The organism is Streptomyces sp. NPDC058691 (genome assembly GCF_042714775.1).
In the GTDB taxonomy this organism is placed as follows: Bacteria; Actinomycetota; Actinomycetes; order Streptomycetales; family Streptomycetaceae; genus Actinacidiphila.
On sequence record NZ_JBHXSO010000034.1, the window covers coordinates 61956 to 80349 of the forward strand.

18 protein-coding genes are annotated in these 18394 nt (G+C 72.6%); 8 read left to right on the plus strand and 10 right to left on the minus strand.

Annotated features, from left to right (window positions below; all coding sequences use genetic code 11):
• Positions 1-12: 12 nt before the first annotated feature.
• The gene (locus tag ACFWVC_RS23750; protein ID WP_384289477.1) at positions 13-894 is read right to left on the minus strand and encodes a helix-turn-helix transcriptional regulator; all 882 of its coding nucleotides are present in this window, start codon (positions 892-894) and stop codon (positions 13-15) included.
• A gap of 249 nt (positions 895-1143) precedes the next feature.
• Here ACFWVC_RS23750 and ACFWVC_RS23755 point away from each other — a divergent pair, with 249 nt between their 5' ends.
• From ACFWVC_RS23755 to ACFWVC_RS23765, 3 genes are all read left to right on the plus strand, one after another.
• Positions 1144-2526 carry an MFS transporter gene (locus ACFWVC_RS23755; protein ID WP_384289589.1) on the plus strand — a complete coding sequence of 461 codons (1383 nt, stop codon included), beginning with the start codon at positions 1144-1146 and terminating at the stop codon, positions 2524-2526.
• Positions 2527-2688: 162 nt separating this feature from the next.
• Positions 2689-3696, plus strand: a complete 1008-nt coding sequence (locus ACFWVC_RS23760; protein ID WP_384289479.1) for an aldo/keto reductase — start codon at positions 2689-2691, stop codon at positions 3694-3696.
• Positions 3697-3730: 34 nt separating this feature from the next.
• Complete coding sequence (locus ACFWVC_RS23765) at positions 3731-4315, plus strand: TetR family transcriptional regulator (protein WP_384289485.1); 585 nt, start codon at positions 3731-3733, stop codon at positions 4313-4315.
• An 83-nt stretch (positions 4316-4398) separates the two neighbouring features.
• Here ACFWVC_RS23765 and ACFWVC_RS23770 read toward each other — a convergent pair whose 3' ends face one another.
• Positions 4399-5781, minus strand: a complete 1383-nt coding sequence (locus ACFWVC_RS23770) for a glycine--tRNA ligase (protein ID WP_384289489.1) — start codon at positions 5779-5781, stop codon at positions 4399-4401.
• A gap of 186 nt (positions 5782-5967) precedes the next feature.
• Between ACFWVC_RS23770 and ACFWVC_RS23775 the strand changes: the two genes are divergently transcribed.
• Genes ACFWVC_RS23775 through ACFWVC_RS23790 form a run of 4 tightly spaced genes read left to right on the plus strand, consistent with a single transcriptional unit; the run spans position 5968 to position 9102 of the window.
• On the plus strand, positions 5968-6945 hold the full coding sequence (locus ACFWVC_RS23775) for a metal ABC transporter substrate-binding protein (protein ID WP_384289495.1): 978 nt from the start codon (positions 5968-5970) through the stop codon (positions 6943-6945).
• A 20-nt stretch (positions 6946-6965) separates the two neighbouring features.
• Positions 6966-7727: a metal ABC transporter ATP-binding protein gene (locus tag ACFWVC_RS23780; protein ID WP_384289498.1), complete on the plus strand. Its 762-nt coding sequence runs from the start codon at positions 6966-6968 to the stop codon at positions 7725-7727.
• Entirely contained in the window at positions 7727-8620 is an 894-nt protein-coding gene (locus ACFWVC_RS23785) for a metal ABC transporter permease (protein ID WP_384289503.1), read from the plus strand. Before ACFWVC_RS23780 ends, ACFWVC_RS23785 begins: the two co-directional genes overlap by 1 nt.
• 56 nt (positions 8621-8676) lie before the next feature.
• Complete coding sequence (locus ACFWVC_RS23790) at positions 8677-9102, plus strand: Fur family transcriptional regulator (protein ID WP_384289506.1); 426 nt, start codon at positions 8677-8679, stop codon at positions 9100-9102.
• Positions 9103-9139: 37 nt separating this feature from the next.
• On the opposite strand, the gene ACFWVC_RS23795 is transcribed toward ACFWVC_RS23790, so the two are convergent.
• Together ACFWVC_RS23795 and recO are read right to left on the minus strand one after the other, a co-directional pair.
• A complete protein-coding gene (locus ACFWVC_RS23795) occupies positions 9140-9982 on the minus strand; it encodes an isoprenyl transferase (RefSeq protein ID WP_384289508.1) in 843 nt (280 codons plus the stop codon).
• A gap of 26 nt (positions 9983-10008) precedes the next feature.
• Positions 10009-10755 carry a DNA repair protein RecO gene (recO, locus tag ACFWVC_RS23800; protein ID WP_360906767.1) on the minus strand — a complete coding sequence of 249 codons (747 nt, stop codon included), beginning with the start codon at positions 10753-10755 and terminating at the stop codon, positions 10009-10011.
• Positions 10756-10826: 71 nt separating this feature from the next.
• On the opposite strand from recO, the gene ACFWVC_RS23805 reads away from it, so the two are divergent.
• Complete coding sequence (locus ACFWVC_RS23805) at positions 10827-11192, plus strand: DUF1304 domain-containing protein (protein WP_384289517.1); 366 nt, start codon at positions 10827-10829, stop codon at positions 11190-11192.
• Here ACFWVC_RS23805 and ACFWVC_RS23810 read toward each other — a convergent pair.
• The 6 genes from ACFWVC_RS23810 to leuA form a co-directional block, all read right to left on the minus strand.
• Positions 11155-11793, minus strand: coding sequence for a response regulator (locus tag ACFWVC_RS23810; RefSeq protein WP_384289590.1), 639 nt, complete (start codon positions 11791-11793; stop codon positions 11155-11157). The genes ACFWVC_RS23805 and ACFWVC_RS23810 overlap by 38 nt on opposite strands.
• Positions 11794-11843: 50 nt before the next feature.
• Positions 11844-12098 (minus strand): hypothetical protein, encoded by a 255-nt coding sequence (locus tag ACFWVC_RS23815; RefSeq protein ID WP_384289522.1) that lies wholly within the window; start codon positions 12096-12098, stop codon positions 11844-11846.
• Complete coding sequence (locus tag ACFWVC_RS23820; protein WP_384289524.1) at positions 12095-13387, minus strand: sensor histidine kinase; 1293 nt, start codon at positions 13385-13387, stop codon at positions 12095-12097. The genes ACFWVC_RS23815 and ACFWVC_RS23820 overlap by 4 nt, the downstream gene beginning before the upstream one ends.
• Positions 13388-13442: 55 nt before the next feature.
• Positions 13443-15542, minus strand: coding sequence for an MMPL family transporter (locus ACFWVC_RS23825; protein WP_384289593.1), 2100 nt, complete (start codon positions 15540-15542; stop codon positions 13443-13445).
• Between the two features lie 140 nt (positions 15543-15682).
• Positions 15683-16399, minus strand: a complete 717-nt coding sequence (locus ACFWVC_RS23830) for a TerB family tellurite resistance protein (RefSeq protein WP_384289528.1) — start codon at positions 16397-16399, stop codon at positions 15683-15685.
• Between the two features lie 206 nt (positions 16400-16605).
• On the minus strand, positions 16606-18369 hold the full coding sequence (gene leuA, locus ACFWVC_RS23835) for a 2-isopropylmalate synthase (protein WP_384289532.1): 1764 nt from the start codon (positions 18367-18369) through the stop codon (positions 16606-16608).
• Positions 18370-18394 lie beyond the last annotated feature (25 nt).

Here is an 18394-nt window from a genome sequence, read left to right on the forward strand (position 1 = left end):
GGGTACGGGGGTTCAGGCGGGTACCGGTTCGGGCAGCGGCCCGGCCATGCTCCCGGCGGGGGCCGTGATCAGCTCGTACAGACGCTGCATCCGCTCGCGGGTGGTGTCGTCCGCCGGGGTGTAGGTCACCAGCCGCGGGCCCTGCCGGGGGCCGAGCCACAGGTGGGTGAAGTCGAAGGTGAGCAGACCGACCAGCGGATTGAGGAAGCGCTTGGTGCGGTTCTCCGGCTCCTGGACCTCGTGGCGCTCCCAGAGTTCGCGGAACTCCGGTGACGCCTGCTCCAGCCGCTTCAGCAGCGCCTTCCATGCGGGCTCCGCGAGGTGCTCGGCCATGGCGGCACGGTACTTGGCGACCATCAGCCGGCTGGTCTCCTTCCAGTCCGGCATGCCCGCGCGCCACGCGGGGTCGGTGAAGGCCAGCCACATCACGTTGCGGTCCTCGTCGGGCAGGGCGTCCAGGTCGCTCACCAGCCGCCCGTAGGTGCGGTTGTGGGCGATGACATCCGTGCGGGCGTTGAGGACGGCGGCCGGCAGCGGCTCCAGCTTGGTGAGCAACTCGGCGATCTGGTCCGACATACCGGGGCACTGGCCGCGCGGATTGGGGTCGGTCACACCGGCCAGCAGGAACAGATGGGTGCGCTCGTTCCGGTCGAGCATGAGAGCGCGGGCGATGGCGTCGGCCACCTGGGCCGAGACCTGGATCTCCCGCGCCTGTTCGAGCCAGGTGTACCAGGTGACCCCGACCGCGGCGAGCTGCGCGACCTCCTCGCGGCGGAGCCCCGGCGTGCGCCGGCGGCGCCCGGGCGGCAGGCCGACCTGCTCGGGGGCGATCCGCTCGCGGCGGCTGCGGAGGAAGGAGGCGAGCTCCAGCCGGGCATCTGCGGTCGTCGTCATGCCTCCAGGGTGCCCCATACGCGCAGCCCGTTGCCAGGTGGTCGTGATACCTGGATAAACGGTCTCTGGTACCACCTTGGGAATGGGCCCATGGTGGCATACGTGACCGATCGAACCGACCTCTCCGCTTCCGCCGGCCTCCGTTCCCGAGCCCGGGTCGTACCCCGGGTGATCCGCCTCGGCGGCGGCCCCGCCGCCACCCCCGCTCCCACGGCCGGGGCCGCCTCGCCCGCGTCCCCCGCCTCACCCGTGCTCAGCCCACTGGGCCTGTTCACCGTGCTGCTGGGCGCCGCGCTGCCGCTGATCGACTTCTTCATCGTCAACGTCGCCCTGCCCGCCATCGAATCCGACCTGCACGCCGGGCCCGCCCTGCTGGAGCTGGTCGTCGCCGGCTACGGCGTGGCCTACGCCGTGCTGCTGGTGCTCGGCGGCCGGCTCGGCGACTCCTTCGGCCGCCGGCGGCTCTTCCTCGCCGGCATGGCGGCGTTCGGCCTCACCTCGCTCGCCTGCGGTCTGGCGCCGGACGCCTGGACGCTCGTGACCGCGCGTGTCGCGCAGGGCGCGTCGGCGGCGCTGATGCTGCCGCAGGTGCTGGCCACCATCCACTCCGCCACCTCCGGCCACCGCCGGGCCAAGGCGCTGAGCCTGTACGGCGCCACCGCCGGCCTGTCGATGGTCGCCGGCCAGATCCTCGGCGGCATCCTGGTCGCCGCGGACATCGCGGGCACCGGCTGGCGCGCGGTGTTCCTGGTGAACGTGCCGGTCGCCGTGGTCGGCCTGTTCCTCGCCGCGCGCAGCGTCCCGGAGACCCGCTCCGAGCACCCGGCGCCCGTGGACCGTCCGGGCACGCTCCTGCTGGCGGCGTCCCTGATCACGCTGCTCGCGCCGCTGACCGAGGGCCGGGCCGCCGGATGGCCTGTGTGGACCTGGGTGTCGCTGCTGCTCTTCCCCTTCGCCTCGATCGCCTTCTACCTGGTCGAGCGCCGGGCGGACCGCGCGGGACGGGTTCCGCTGGTGCCGCCGAGCCTGTTCCGCTCGGCCGGCATGCGCAGGGCGCTGCCGCTGGTGCTGCCCTTCTCCATCGGCTTCGGCGGCTTCATGTTCGTGATCGCGGTCGCGCTGCAGGAGGGCCTGGCGTACGGCCCGGTGGAGGCGGGCGCCGCGCTGGTGCCGATGGCGGTGGCCTTCTTCATCGCCTCGCTGGCCGGTCCGCGCCTGGTCATCCGCTACGGGGGCCGTGTGGTCACCGCGGGCAGCGTGCTGCAGGCGGCCGGTGTCGCCGTGCTGGCGGCGTCGGTGGCCAGCGAGTGGAACGCGGGAGGGATGAGCGGCTGGGCGCTGCTGCCGGGGCTGGCGCTGGCGGGCTTCGGACAGGGGCTGCAACTGCCGGTGCTGTTCCGGCTGGTGCTGGCCGATGTGCCGGCCGCCCGGGCCGGGGTGGGCAGCGGGGTCATGGTGACCGCGCAGCAGTCCGCCCTCGCGCTGGGCGTGGCCACGCTCGGCACCCTCTTCCTCTCCCTCACGCCCGGGCACGGGATGCGGGACGCCCTGGTCATCGTGCTCGTCGTGCAGCTCGCGGCCGTCCTGGGCACGGCGGCCTTCAGTCTGCGGCTGCCGCGGCAGGTGGGGTGAGGCGCCCGGCCGGGCGGTCCTGACGGGTGGGCTCCACCCCTAGCGGCTCGGAGGCTCGGATGACACATGCGCTGACAGATATTGAAATCTGTCAGTGCATGTGTCATCGTCGTCAGTACCCCCCGATCACGCGATCTCCTGATCCGACCCAAGGAGTTCCCCATGCGGAGCCGCACCCTCGGCACCACCGGCCCGACCGTCTCGGCCCTCGGCCTCGGCGCCATGGGCATGTCCGCCCTCTATGGCGACGCCGACCGCGCCGAGTCCATCGCCACGATTCACGCCGCCCTCGACGCGGACATCACGCTGATCGACACCGGCGACTTCTACGGCATGGGCCACAACGAGATGCTCATCGGCGAAGCCCTGCGTTCGGCCGGCGCCAACCGCGAGAAGGCCCTGGTCAGCGTCAAGTTCGGCGCTCTGCGCGGCCCCGGCGGCGAGTGGTACGGCTACGACGGCCGCCCGGCGGCCGTGAAGAACTTCGCCGCCTACTCGCTGCAGCGCCTGGGCACCGACCACATCGACATCTACCGCATCGCCCGGGTCGACCCCAACGTCCCCATCGAGGAGACCGTCGGTGCCATCGCGGAACTCGTCGAGGCCGGCCACGTACGCCACATCGGCTTGTCCGAGGTCGGCGCCGGCACCCTGCGCCGGGCCGCTTCCACCGCGCCCATCAGCGACCTGCAGATCGAGTACTCGCTGATCTCCCGCGGCATCGAGGAGGCCATCCTGCCGACCGCCCGCGAGCTGGGCATCGGCGTGACGGCCTACGGCGTGCTCTCCCGCGGCCTGATCAGCGGCCACTTCACCCGCGACCGGCAGCTCGCCTCCAACGACTTCCGGGCGATGAGCCCGCGCTTCCAGGGCGAGAACCTGGAGCACAACCTGACGCTGGTCGAAGCGCTGCGGAAGATCGCCGAGCAGAAGGGCGTCTCCGTCGCGCAGACCGCCATCGCGTGGGTGCTGGCCCAGGGCGAGGACATCGTCCCGCTGGTCGGCGCCCGCACCCGCGAGCGGCTGGCCGAGGCGCTGGGCGCGCTGGACGTCCGTCTCGACACGGCCGACCTCGCCGCCGTCGAGGCGGCCGTACCGGCCGGCGCGGCGGCGGGCAGCCGCTACCCGGAGGCACAGATGGGGCACCTGGACAGCGAGCGCGAGCACTGACGGCCACCGCCCCGGTCCTGGGAGAATGTCCGCCATGCCACCCGAGACGCTGACCGCAGAACACATCCTTGCGACCACGGAGGACGTGCTGCGGCGCTACGGCCCCGCGAAGGCCACCGTGGTCGACGTGGCCCGTGCGCTCGGCGTCAGCCACGGGAGCGTGTACCGGCACTTTCGTACCAAGGCGGCACTGCGGGAGGCGGTCACCCAGCGCTGGCTGGACCAGTCGCACGCGGAGCTCTCCGCGATAGCGCGGGACGCCGGCCGCCCCGCGCCGGAGCGGCTGCGGACCTGGCTCGCGGCGCTCTTCGCGGCGAAGCGGCGCAAGGCGGGCGGCGACCCGGAGCTGTTCGCGACGTACATGGTGCTGGCCGCGGAGCAGAGCGCCGTCATCGATCGCCATGTCGGCGACCTGGTCGAGCAGTTGTCGTGGATCATCCGGGAGGGCGCCGGCGCGGGCGACTTCGCGGCAGGGGACGCCGAGGTCGCGGCGCGGGCCGTCTTCGACGCCTCGGGACGCTTCCACGACCCGGCGTACGCGGCCGAGTGGTCCGCCCCCGGCATCGACGCCGCCTTCACCGCGGTCTGCGACCTGATCGTGCGCGGCCTGGCGAACTGAAGCCGGCGCGCGCACGCGAGGGCGCCCGGTCTCCGTCGGGGGTGACCGGGCGCCTTCGTGCGTGTCGTCCGTACGAGCCGGACCTAGCAGCCGAGCAGGCGGCCGCCGAGGAAGGACTCGACCTGGTCGAGCGAGACGCGCTCCTGCTTCATGGTGTCGCGCTCGCGGACGGTGACCGCGTTGTCCTCGAGGGTGTCGAAGTCGACGGTGACGCAGAACGGCGTGCCGATCTCGTCCTGGCGACGGTAGCGGCGGCCGATGGCGCCGGCGTCGTCGAACTCGATGTTCCAGTGCCGGCGCAGGTCCGCGGCGAGCCCCTTGGCCTTCGGGGAGAGCTGCGGGTTGCGGGACAGCGGGAGCACCGCGACCTTGACCGGGGCCAGGCGCGGGTCGAGCCGCATGACGGTGCGCTTCTCCATCACGCCCTTCGCGTTCGGCGCCTCGTCCTCGTTGTAGGCGTCGAGCATGAAGGCGAGCATGGCGCGGTTGAGACCGGCCGCGGGCTCGATGACGTACGGGAAGTAGCGCTCGCCGGCCTCCTGGTCGAAGTACGACAGGTCCTGGCCGCTGGCCTGGCTGTGGGCCTTGAGGTCGTAGTCCGTGCGGTTGGCGATGCCCTCCAGCTCGGAGAACTCGGTGCCGCCGAAGTTGAAGCGGTACTCGATGTCGGTGGTGCGCTTCGAGTAGTGGGAGAGCTTCTCCTTGGCGTGCTCGAACCAGCGCATGTTCTCCTCGCGCAGGCCAAGGCCCCGGTACCAGTCCCAGCGCTGCTGCATCCAGTATTCGTGCCACTGCTCGTCCTCGCCGGGCTTGACGAAGAACTCCATCTCCATCTGCTCGAACTCACGGGTCCGGAAGATGAAGTTGCCCGGCGTGATCTCGTTGCGGAAGGACTTGCCGGTCTGGGCGATGCCGAACGGCGGCTTGCGGCGCGAGGTGGTCTGCACCTGCGAGAAGTTGGTGAAGATGCCCTGGGCGGTCTCGGGACGCAGGTAGGCGATCGAGCCCGAGTCCTGGGTCGGGCCCAGGTGGGTGGCGAGCAGCCCGGAGAACTGCTTGGGCTCGGTGAACGCGCCCTTGTTGCCGCAGTTCGGGCAGTTGATGTCGGAGAGGCCGTTGGCCGGCAGGTGGCCGTGCTTGGCCTCGTACGCCTCCTCCAGGTGGTCCGCGCGGTAACGCTTGTGGCAGGAGGTGCACTCGGTGAGCGGGTCGGTGAACGTGGCGACGTGGCCGGAGGCCTCCCAGACCTCGCGGGCCAGAATCACCGAGGAGTCAATGCCGACCACGTCCTCCCGCGAGGTGACCATCGCACGCCACCACTGGCGCTTGATGTTCTCCTTGAGCTCCACGCCCAGCGGCCCGTAGTCCCAGGCGGCGCGCTGACCGCCGTAGATCTCGCTGCAGGGGAAAACGAAGCCACGGCGCTTGCTCAGGCTGACGATGGTGTCGATCTTGTCGGCGGCCACGGTGCTCTCTTCAGACGACGAAGCGGTCGGTGGGGTCCGCCGGGGGGCGAGCTCGGTCCGGCGAATACCTCAGATTACCGGCGCCGACGGGGGCGGTATCAAATCGGTTCCGCGCCACGGGGGGCCGATCGTGATCACACTCTGTTCAATTGACAATCGTTTCCATTTTTGTTGAAAATGGGAGTCATGAACATAGGTCGTGTGCTGCTCCCGATGGCGGCCGTCGCCGGGCTGGTCGCCCTCTCCGCGTGCACCGCCGCCGCGGGCGAAACCCGCACCGCGGACGGCCGGCTCAAGGTGACCGCGTCGTTCTACCCGATGCAGTTCCTGGCGGAGCAGATCGGCGGCAGCCACGTCAGCGTCACCGACCTCACCAAGCCCGGCACCGAGCCGCACGACCTGGAACTCACCCCCCGGCAGATCGGTGAGCTCGGCGAGTCGGGCGTGGTCGTCTACCTCAAGGGCCTGCAGCCCGCGGTGGACGACGCCATCGCCCAGTCCGGCGTGCGGCACGTCGTGGACGCCGCCTCGCTCACCGCGCTGGAGGACCACGGCACCGAGGTCGACGGGCACCACCACACCACCGGCGACAACCACAGCGACACCGAGGACGGCGTCCCCCACGAACACGACGAGGACGCCGGCGCCGACCCCCACATATGGCTCGACCCCGTGAAGTACGCGACGGTCGCCGAGGGCGTCGGCAGGACGCTGGCCGCCGCCGACCCGGACCACGCGGCGCTCTACGCCAAGAACACCGCCGCGCTCGTGAAGAAGCTGGACACGCTGAACACCGCGTTCACGGACGGACTGCGCAACCGCACCTCGGACACCTTCCTCACCACCCACGCCGCCTTCGGCTACCTCGCCGAGCGCTACGGCCTGGTGGAGGAGGCGATCAACGGCATCGACCCGGAGGCTGAGCCGAGTGCCGCCCGGATGCGGGCGCTGCAGAGCCTCGCCAAGGACAAGCACGTGAGCACGGTGTTCTTCGAGACGCTCGTCAGCGACCGGACCGCGAAGACCCTGGCGGGCGACCTGGGCCTGCGCACCGACGTCCTCGACCCGATCGAGGGGATCACCGACCGGTCGCGGGGCTCCGACTACTTCGGGGTCCAGCGCGCCAATCTCAAGGCCCTGCGGACGGCGCTGGGCGCCAAGTGACCGCGATGACGGAGGCTGCCATGGACACGGTCATCTCGCTGCGGGGTGCGACCGCCTCGCTCGGCTCGCGCCCGGTACTGCGCGGCATCGACCTGGACGTGCACCGGGGAGAGGTCGTCGCGCTCCTCGGCGCCAACGGCTCGGGCAAGTCGACCGCGGTGCGCGCCGTGGTCGGCCAGGTGCCACTCACCGGCGGCGAGCTGGAGCTCTTCGGCACCCCGCACCGCCGCTTCCGGGACTGGGCGCGGATCGGCTACGTGCCGCAGCGCACCACGGCCGCCTCCGGGGTCCCCGCGACCGTGCGCGAGGTCGTCACCGCGGGGCGGCTGGCCCGTAGCCGGATGGGGTTCTCCCGCAAGGCCGACCGGGCCGCCGTGGACCGCGCCCTGGAACTGGTCGGCATGGCCGACCGGGCCGGCGACTCGGTGAACGCCCTGTCCGGCGGCCAGCACCAGCGCGTGCTGATCGCCCGCGCGCTGTCCGTGGAGCCCGAGGTGCTGATCATGGACGAGCCGATGGCCGGTGTCGACCTCGCCAGCCAGGAGGTGCTCGCGGGCACCCTGCGCGAACAGGTGGGCCTCGGCACCACGGTGCTGGTCGTGCTGCACGAACTCGGCCCGCTGGAGCCGCTCATCGACCGCGCGGTCGTACTGCGCGACGGCTGCGTCGTCCACGACGGCCCGCCGCCGCAGGCGCGCGGCCAGCACGCGCTGCCCGGCCACGACCATGTCCACCCGCACGCCGACCGTGCGGCCGAGCCGATCCGGACGGGGCTGTTCTGATGGAGCTGTTCTCCTACGCCTTCATGCAGCGGGCGCTGATCGCGGCCGTCCTGGTCGGCATCACCGCCCCCGCCATCGGCATCTTCCTCGTCCAGCGCCGCCAGGCGCTGATGGGCGACGGCATCGGCCATGTGGCGCTGACCGGCGTGGGCCTGGGCTTCCTGCTGAGCACCAACCCGGTGTGGATGGCGACGGCCGTGTCCATCGCCGGCGCGATCGTGATGGAGCTGATCCGCTGGTACGGCCGCACCCGCGGCGACATCGCGCTGGCCATGCTCTTCTACGGCGGCATGGCGGCCGGCGTCATGTTCACCTCGCTGGCGCCCAACGGCTCCAACGCCAACCTGACGACGTATCTCTTCGGCTCGATCACCACCGTCTCGTCGCAGGACATCACCGCCGTCTGCGTGCTGGCCGGCTTCGTCGTACTGGTCACCCTGGGTCTGCGGCGGCAGCTGTTCGCGGTCTCCCAGGACGAGGAGTTCGCCCGTGTGACCGGGCTGCCGGTGCGGCTGCTCAACCTGCTGGTCGCGGTCACCGCGGCCGTCACCGTCACCGTGGCGATGCGGGTCGTCGGCCTGCTGCTGGTGAGCGCGCTCATGGTGATCCCGGTGGCGGCCTCGCAAGCGATCACCCGCAGCTTCGCGACGACCTTCGCCCTCGCGGTGGCGATCGGCGTGACCGTGGCCTTCTCCGGCACGGTCACCTCGTACTACGTCGACGTGCCCTCCGGGGCGACGATCGTGCTGCTCGCCATCGGCGTCTTCCTCGCCCTGACCGTGGCATCCGCGCCACTGGCGAAAAAGAGGGCTCGCAGGGCCGCGCAGGACACGGAACGATGCACCCTGGAGGTACCCGGAGCGCGCCCGGCCGAAGACGACGTTCGGGTCTGAGGGCCCCGGACTGGCAGAATGTCCGCCCGGGACAACGACGGAGAAGGAGGCCACCGGTGACGACCGCCAAGCCCCCCGTAAGGGGCCGTTCGACGCGCCAGCGCGCCGCCGTGGCCGCGGCCCTCGCCGAGGCCGACGAGTTCCGCAGCGCACAGGAACTGCACGACCTCCTGAAGCACCGGGGTGACTCGGTGGGCCTCACCACGGTCTACCGCACCCTGCAGTCCCTCGCCGACGCCGGCGAGATCGACGTCCTGCGCACCGGCGACGGCGAGTCCGTCTACCGGCGCTGCAGCAGCGGTCACCACCACCATCTCGTCTGCCGCGTCTGCGGCAAGGCCGTCGAGGTCGAGGGTCCCGCGGTCGAGAAGTGGGCCGACGCCATCGCCGTGGAGCACGGCTTCGTCGATGTCGCGCACACGGTCGAGATCTTCGGCACGTGCGCGGACTGCGCCCCCTGCGGCCGCCCCGCCGCGCTCTGAGCGGTTTCCCCCGGCCTCAGAGCGCGGCCACGCGCCGTCAGGCCTGCGGGGTCGCCGTACCGCCGCCGGCCGACGTCTCCTCGTTGGGCAGCGCGCCGCCGAAGCGGCGGTCGCGGGAGGCGTACTCCAGGCAGGCGCGCCACAGGTCGCGGCGGTCGAAGTCGGGCCACAGCACGTCCTGGAAGACCATCTCGGCGTAGGCGGACTGCCAGATCAGGAAGTTGGAGGTGCGCTGCTCGCCGGAGGGGCGGACGAAGAGGTCCACATCGGGCATGTCCGGGTGGTACATGTACTTGGCGAGGGTCTTCTCGGTGACCTTGGACGGGTCGAGTCGACCCGCCTTTATGTCTTGCGCGAGCGCGGCCGCGGCATCCGCGATCTCCGCGCGGCCGCCGTAGTTGACGCACATGTACAGCGTCATCGCGTCGTTGTCGCGGGTCATCTCCTCCGCGACCTGGAGCTCCTTGACCACGGACTTCCACAGGCGCGGCATGCGCCCGGTCCAGCGGATGCGGATGCCCATCTCGTGCATCTCGTCGCGGCGGCGGCGGATGACGTCGCGGTTGAAGTTCATCAGGAAGCGGACCTCATCGGGGGAGCGCTTCCAGTTCTCGGTCGAGAAGGCGTACAGGGAGAGGTTCTTGACGCCGATCTCCAGGCAGCCCTTGAGGACGTCGAGCACGACGGACTCGCCGACCTTGTGGCCCTCGGTGCGGGGCAGGCCGCGCTCCTTGGCCCAGCGGCCGTTGCCGTCCATGACGATGGCGACATGCTGCGGGACGAGTTCGCCTGGGATCTTGGGGGGCTGGGCGCCGGACGGGTGCGGGTCGGGAGCCCGGTACTCGCGTCGGGGGCGGCTCAGAATCCCGCGTACAGCCATGCGCCTGCTCTCCACTTCATGTGTTTCTACTTGTCGATGAAACGCAGCGAGCGCAGTCCGCGCTCCAGATGCCACTGCAGGTAGGCGGCGACCAGGCCGCTGCCCTCGCGGCAATGGCGCGGCTCGCACGCGTCCGCGGTCTCCCAGTCGCCACCGAGCAGCGCCCCGAGGAGTTCCAGGGACTCCAGTGAGGGTACGACGCTTCCGGCCGGGCGGCACTCGCCGCATACGACTCCTCCCGCGGCGACCGAAAAGAACCGATTCGGTCCGGGCATCCCGCACTTCGCGCAGTCGCCGAAGCTGGGCGCGTAACCGTTGACCGCCAGGGAGCGCAGCAGGAAGGCGTCGAGCACCAGGCGCGGGTCGTGGTCGTCGCCGGCGAGGGTGCGCAGGCCCCCGACGAGGAGCAGGTACTGCTGCACCGCCGGTTCGCCCTCGTGGTCGGTGAAGCGCTCGGCGGTCTCCAGCATGGCGGTGCCCGCGGTGTAGCGGGCGTAGTCGGTGACGATCCGGCTGCCGTACGGGGTGATCGTCTCGCCCTGTGTGCACAGCGGCAGCCCGCGTCCGACGAGTTCTCCCCCGCGGGCGAAGAACTGCACGTCCACATGGGAGAAGGGCTCCAGCCGGGCCCCGAACTTCGACTTCGTGCGCCGCACTCCGCGGGCCACCGCGCGCACCCGGCCGTGGCGGCGGGTGAGCAGCGTGATGATCCGGTCCGCCTCGCCCAGTTTCTGGGTGCGCAGCACGATGCCGTCGTCGCGGAACAGACTCATGCCGCCCATTCTCCCGCACGGCGCGGGACGCCCGGGACGGGACGCCCGACACGGGCCGTACGCTACGGCCCATGTCGATCACCGCTACCGTCGCCGTGCTGCTCATAGCGGCCCTGCACGTCTACATCCTGGTCCTGGAGATGTTCCTGTGGACCACGCCGCGCGCCCGGGCCTCCTTCGGCACCACCGAGGAGTTCGCACGGGAGAGCAAGGCGCTGGCGGCCAACCAGGGCCTCTACAACGGCTTTCTGGCCGCCGGGCTGGTGTGGGGCGCGGTGGCGCCGGACCCGGCCGGCTTCCAGGCGAAGGTGTTCTTCCTGATCTGCGTGGCGGTGGCCGGGGTGTACGGCGCGGCGACCGCGAGCCGCCGCATCGTCTTCGTGCAGACCGTTCCGGCCCTCATCGCGCTGGCGCTGGTCCTGGCTGCCCACGCGTGACCAGTCCCGACTCGTAAGCGGCGATCACCAGCTGCGCGCGGTCGCGGGCGCCCAGCTTGCCCATGATCCGGCTGACGTGGGTCTTGGCGGTGAGCGGGCTCAGCCCCAGCGCCTCGGCGGCCTCGGTGTTGTTCAGACCGCGCGCGACGAGCGTGAGCACCTGGCGTTCGCGTTCGGAGAGCGCGGCCAGGCGCCCGGGGACCGGGCCGCCGGACGGCGGGCTGTCCGGCAGGCGCAGCACCCGCGCGATCAGGCGGGCCGTGGGCCCGGGCGAGAGCAGCGCCTCGCCGGCGGCGACCGTGCGGATGGCGTCGAGGAGTTCGGCGGGGCGGGTGTCCTTGACCAGGAAGCCGCTGGCGCCCGCGCGCAGCGCCGGGACGACGTGGTCGTCGGTGTCGTAGGTGGTGAGCACCAGCACCCGCACCCCCGCGAGGTCGTCGTCGGCCGCGATGAGCCGGGTCGCCTCGATGCCGTCGAGGTCGGGCATGCGGATGTCCATGACGACGACGTCGGCACGGCAGGCCCGGGCGGCGGCGACAGCCTCCCGGCCGGTGGCCGCGTGGCCGACGACCGCCATGTCCGGGGCGGACTCGACCAGCATCGCGAAGGCCTCGCGGACCAGAGTCTGGTCGTCGGCGAGCAGGACCCGGATCACGCGGCACCCCCGGCGAGCGGCACGACGGGGGCGACCCTCGGGACGAGGTCCGGCGGTCTGCGCGCCACCAAGCCGTGGCGGGTGACCGCCGTGTCCGGGGCGGACCCGACCGGCGTCGCGAAGACCTCACGGACCTGCGTCCGGTCTCCGGCGAGCACGGAGACCACCCGGGAACCGCCCCCGGGGCGGGCCCCCGCGGTCGGCGCGCCACGAAGGCCGTGGCCGACCGGCATCCGGTCGCCGGCGATCACGCCGCACCCCCGGCGAACGGCAGAACAGCGGCGACCTGGAAACCGCCCCCGGGACGCGGCCCGGCGGTGAGGGTGCCGCCGACGCTGCGGGCGCGCTCGCGCATGCCGATGAGGCCGTAGCCGGCGGCGGGCGCGGGCCCCGCCGGGACGGCGTCCGCGGGCGTCCTGGGGGGTGCCACGGCGCGCCAGGGGCGCCAGCGGGCGTCGGGACGGTCCGGTTCGTGCCTGGGATCGGGACCCGGCCCGGTCCCCGGGCAGGGGCCGTCGTCAGTGACGGCGATCCGCAGGGCGGTGCCCCGGTCCGGGTCGGTGCCGAGCTCTACCCCGACCCGCACCGAGGTGCCCCCTGCGTGCCGTACGGCGTTGGTCAGGGCCTCCTGGACGATGCGGTAGGCGGCGGCCCCGATCGCCGGGGGCACCCCGTCCGCGCCGGCCGCGACGGCCAGCTCCACCCGGGCGCCCGCGGCCTCGGCGGAGCGGGCCAGGTCGGCGACGGCCGCCAGGCCGGGCAGCGGGCCGCGCTCGTCGTCGCCGCGCAGCACCTGGAGCGTGGCGCGCAGTTCGGCGCGGGCGTCACGGCAGGTGCCGGCGATGCTGTCGAGGGCGCCGGCGACGGCTGTGCGGTCCAGCCGGTCGGGATCGGCGACCAGGACGTGTGCGGCGACCGAGGTCTGCACGCCGATGAGCGTGATGCTGTGGGCGAGCAGGTCGTGCAGGTCGCGGGCGATCCGCAGCCGCTCCTCGGCGACCCGCCGGGCCGCCTCCTCCTCGCGGGTGCGTTCGGCGCGTTCGGCGCGCCCGACGATGGCGGCCACGTACTTGCGGTGGATGCGGACCGCCTCGCCGGTCAGCGCCACGGCCACCACCCAGCCGCCGCTGCGCAGCATGTCGGTCGCCGCGTGCCGGTCGGGTGTCGCCGTCATCACCCCGACCATGATCGCGACGACCGCCGCCACGGTGAGGTACGTCCGCGGCGGCGGCCCGGCGACCGCCAGCGAGTAGATCGCCACCATGCTCGCCGGGACCACGGCCAGGTGCAGGTTGTCCATGGCGTGGTACGGGGCGACGGCCGCGACCATGACGAGCATCACGGTCATCGGCCACCGCCGCCGGGCCGCCAGCACCAGCGCGGAGACCACCAGCAGCGCCCAGCCCGCCGCGTCCGGGCGGTGCCCCTGCCCGGCCGGCAGGAGGGCGCCCATGGCGCTCTGGAGCACGAGCACGCCCACGGCGAGGGCGGCGTCCTTGTGCGCGCGGACGGCGGGCGGGAGGGGCGGCGGCTTCGGCACGGCTCCATCTTCCGTTACGGGATCGGCGGGGGGACAGACCGGTTCACGGGCCGGCTCACGGATCCGCACGCGGCTGGCTCAGCCGGCCCGGCCACCAGACCCGCTCGCGCAGCGCCACGCTCGCGGAGGTGACCAGGTAGGTGCGGACGAGGAAGGTGTCCAGCAGGACGCCCACGGCGATGACGAAGCCCATCTCGACCAGCGACACCAGCGGCATGTTGACCAGTACCGAGAACGTGGCCGCCAGCACCAGCCCCGCCGAGGCGATCACCCCGCCCGTGGTGCGCAGCGCGGTGACGGCCGCGGCGGCCGGCGCGGCCCCCGCCAGCGACTCCTCGCGCATCCGGTGCATGAGGAAGATGCCGTAGTCGACCCCGAGCGCCACGAGGAAGACGAACGACAGCAGCGGCAGCCCCGGGTCCGTGCCCGCGAAGCCGAACAGCGGCCCGAAGACCAGCCCGCCGATGCCCAGCGAGGCGCCCCACACCGCGATCACGGCCACCACGAGCAGCAGCGGCGCGACCAGGCTGCGCAGCAGCGCGACGAGGATCAGCAGCACGGCGGCCAGGACGAGCGGCACGACGACCCAGCGGTCGCGGGCGCTGGTGCCGGCGAGGTCGGCCTGCTGGGCGCTGGGCCCGCCGACGTGGGCGCCGTACGGGCCGTCCAGCTCCGCGCGCAGGGCGTGGATGGTCGCGGTCTCGGCGGCCGACTCCGGCGGCGCCTCGGCGGTCACCGACACCTCCGTCCAGCCGTCGCCGCTGCGCCCGCGTTCGGCGGCCGCGACGCCTTCGGTGCCCCGGACCGCGGCCAGCACCTCGCCGGCCCGGCCGGTGGGCGCCATGACGGTGATCGGCTGGGCGGAGCGGCCGGGGTCGGCCTCGGCTAGGGTGCGCATGGCGGCGACCGACTCGGGCGCGGTGGTGAAGGCGTCGTCGTTCCGCAGGCTGCCGGGCAGGGCCAGGGTCCCGAGCGCGAGCGCCCCGAGCAGCACCGCGCCGCCCGCGAGCACGGCCCGCGGACGGCGTGCCGCCGAGCCGCCCATCGCCGCGAACAGGCCGCGCGGCCGCGGCACTTCACTGCCGTACGCGGGCACCAGCGGCCAGAACACCCGCCGTCCCAGCAGCACCAGCAGCGCGGGCAGCAGGGTCGTCATCGCCACCAGCGCGCACAGCACCCCGACCGCGGCGATCGGGCCCATGCCCCGGCTGCTGTTGAGGTCGGCGGCGAGCAGGCACAGCAGCCCCGCCGCGACGGTCCCCGACGAGGCCAGGATCGCGGGGCCGCAACCGCGCAGCGCGGCGCGCATGGCTTCGTACGGGCGCTGGATCCGGCGCAGTTCCTCGCGGTAGCGGGAGACCAGCAGCAAGGCGTAGTCGGTGCCGGCGCCGAAGACGAGGATGGTCATCACGCCCTGGCTCTGGCCGGTGACGGTGATGCCGAAGGCCTGATGGAGTCCGTAGACCCCGGCCATCGCGGCGGCGTCGGCCACGCCCGCGACGACCAGGGGCAGCAGCCACAGCAAGGGGCTGCGGTAGATGAGGATCAGCAGGACGGCGACGACGGCCACCGTGGTCCACAGCAACGGCCCGTCGAGGGAGGAGTACACCTCCTTCATGTCGGTGTTGAGCGCGCCGGGGCCGCCCACTTGGGCGGTCAGCCCGCCGCCGCCCGCGGCCCGGTCCCGGACGTCGCTGACGAAGGCCTCCTTGGCCGCGTCGTCCTGGCCGGGCCCGGTGCTCGCGACGGGGTACATCAGCGTGTCGCCGTGCGAGGGAACGGCGTGCGGTGTGCCCCCGGTGAGCCGGTGCGCCCGCGCGATGCCGGCGATCTGGGCGGCGGCCCTGTCGCGGTCGGCGGCGGTCAGTCCGCCGTCGCGGTGGTAGACGACCACGAGTTCGGTGGCCTCACCGCCGGGCAGCGCGTCCTGCAGCCGGGCGACCTGCGTGGAGTCGGCGCTCACCGGGAGGTAGTCCACCGCCCGGTTCTGCTGGGCGTCGGCGAGCTTGCCGGCCAGCGGGCCGGCCAGTGCCAGCACGGCGATCCACAGTGCGAGCACCGCCCAGGGAATCGCGCGGGCGCCCCTGCTCCTCCCCCGTCCTCGCGTCGGCGGCGGCGCGGCGGCCGGTGTGGTCTCAGTGGTCGGGGCCCCCATCATGGGCCTCCCTCCGGGCCGGTGGTCTGGTCCTTTCCAGACTTCCGGCGCGGCGGCGCCTTTTCGTCGGGCCCGGGACCGAGCCCGGCGTTACTGCCCGGGGTGCGGGGCGGGCCCGGTTACTCCCCGGGGAGTACTCCTCAGGAGGGCGTGCGGGCCGCGGCTTCCAGGACGCGGGCCGTGTCCTCGCCGATCAGCCCGAGGCAGCGGCCGACGGCGCCCAGCACCTCGCGCTCGGCGGGCAGGTACGGGCCGTCGGCGAGGGCGATGCGGGCGCCCTGCAGCAGGACGCGCTCGCGCCCCTGGGGGGCGAGGTGGCGGGAGAGCGGCTCCAGGGCCTCGTGCAGCTCGATCGAGAGCCAGCTGCCGCAGCCGTCGAGGGAGTCGGCGAGGCCCTCCGGGGAGAAGGAGCCGGCGGCGCCCGGGAAGCGCCCCTCGTCGGCGACGATGGCGGCGAGCAGGCCGAGCAGCTGGTCCTCGGTGCAGTCGGTGAAGCCGGCCGTGCGGACCGCCTCCACGGCCGTGTCGCGGGCGGCCCGCCCGGTGGCGCCGCCCGCGGTGAGGACCGCGAGGGCGACGGTGTGGACGGCGTCGCGGAGCATCGCGGAGAAGACGGTGGTCGTCGGCTGCTCCAGGGCCTCGGGGCCGCGGCGCGCACGGCACACGACGCACTCCACGACGGTGCCGGCCGAGCCGCGCGGCAGCAGCGGCAGACCGAGCACGGTCAGCCGCCGGGTGCCGGTGCGCCGCCGGTAGCCGCGGTCGCCGCCGCAGCCGGCGCAGAAGAACTCCCCGTCACCCTCGGTGTGCCAGACCGTCCGCACGCCCAAGATGCACAAGCCCTTGATGTGGAGCACTTCGCACCCTCCGGCCGCTCATCCGGATAATTCCCGGTTCGTCCCGTTACGGGCCGTAGGCGTGGGTAACGCTCCGGCAACGGCGCCGTAATGACGTGATGTTAGCCACATGAGCAAGGCGGAGTCAGTACCACGAGAGGGCTGAATACAAGAATCGGCCACGACACCCGGGCGGGTGCCGTGGCCGGTTCACCGTCCGCGGTGATTCAGCGGGTCGCGCGGTTGACGGCGGAGACGACCGCCTTCAGGGAGGCGCGGGTGGTGTTGGCGTCGATGCCGATGCCCCACAGGACCTGTCCGTCGATCGCGCACTCGATGTACGAGGCGGCCTGGGCGCTGGCCCCCTCGCTCATGGTGTGCTCGGTGTAGTCCAGCAGGCGCGCGTCGACGCCCACGGCGGCCAGCGCGTCGAAGAACGCCGAGATCGGGCCGTTGCCGGTGCCGGTCAGCACGGTCTCCACGCCGTCCACGGCCGCCTCGACGGTGAGGGTGTCGGTGCCGTCGCTGCTGGTCGAGGTCTGGGCGGAGCGCAGGGTGATGCGGCCCCAGGCGTTGTCCGGCGTGGGCAGGTACTCGTCCTCGAAGATCGCCCAGATCTCCTTCGGGGTGACCTCGCCGCCCTCGGCGTCGGTCTTGGCCTGGATGATCTTCGAGAACTCGATCTGCATCCGGCGCGGCAGGTCCAGCTTGTGGTCGTTCTTCAGGACGTACGCGACACCGCCCTTGCCGGACTGCGAGTTCACGCGGATCACGGCCTCGTAGGAGCGGCCGACGTCCTTGGGGTCGATCGGCAGGTACGGCACCGCCCACTCCAGGTCGTCCACGGTCACACCCTGGGCGGCCGCGTCGGCCTCCATGGCGTCGAAGCCCTTCTTGATGGCGTCCTGGTGGGAGCCGGAGAAGGACGTGTAGACCAGGTCGCCCACGTACGGGTGGCGCGGGTGGACCTCCATCTGGTTGCAGTACTCGGCGGTGCGGCGGATCTCGTCGATCTGCGAGAAGTCGATCTGCGGGTCCACGCCCTGGCTGAACAGGTTCATCCCCAGGGTGACCAGGTCCACATTGCCGGTGCGCTCGCCCTGGCCGAACAGGCAGCCCTCGATGCGGTCCGCGCCCGCCATCAGCGCCAGCTCGGCGGCGGCCACGGCCGTGCCGCGGTCGTTGTGCGGGTGGACGGACAGGCACACGTGCTCGCGGCGCGACAGGTTCCGCGACATCCACTCGAAGCGGTCGGCGTGGGTGGAGGGCGTGGAACGCTCCACGGTCGCCGGCAGGTTCAGGATGATCTCGCGGCCCTCCTCGGGCTGCCAGACGTCCATGACCGACTCGCAGACCTCCAGGGCGAAGTCCAGCTCGGTGTCGGTGAAGATCTCCGGGCTGTACTGGTAGCCGAAGACGGTCTCGTCGCCCAGGATCTTGTCCGCGTACTCCATGACCAGCCGCGTGCCGTCCACGGCGATCTGCCGGATCTGCTCCTTGGAGCCGCGGAAGACCACCCGGCGGAAGACCGGGGCGGTCGCGTTGTACAGGTGGACGGTGGCGCGCGACGCGCCGCGCAGGGACTCCACGGTGCGCTCGATGAGCTCCTCGCGGGCCTGGGTCAGCACCGAGATCGTGACGTCCTCGGGGATCGCGCCCTCTTCGATGATGGAGCGCACGAAGGCGAAGTCGGTCTCGCCGGAGGCGGGGAAGCCGACCTCGATCTCCTTGTAGCCCATCGACACCAGCAGGTCGAACATCGCGCGCTTGCGGGCCGGCGACATCGGGTCGATCAGGGCCTGGTTGCCGTCGCGCAGATCGGTCGACAGCCAGCGCGGCGCCTTGGTGATCCGGTTGCCCGGCCAGGTGCGGTCCGGGATCTCCACGGCCTCGTACGGCCGGTACTTGTGCACCGGCATGGACGTGGGGCGCTGGCGCACGGTGGCGGCGGTGTTCGGCGTGGGACGGCCGACGGCGTTCGGGGTGGACATGTGCGGGGGTGCTCCTCGGTTGCGG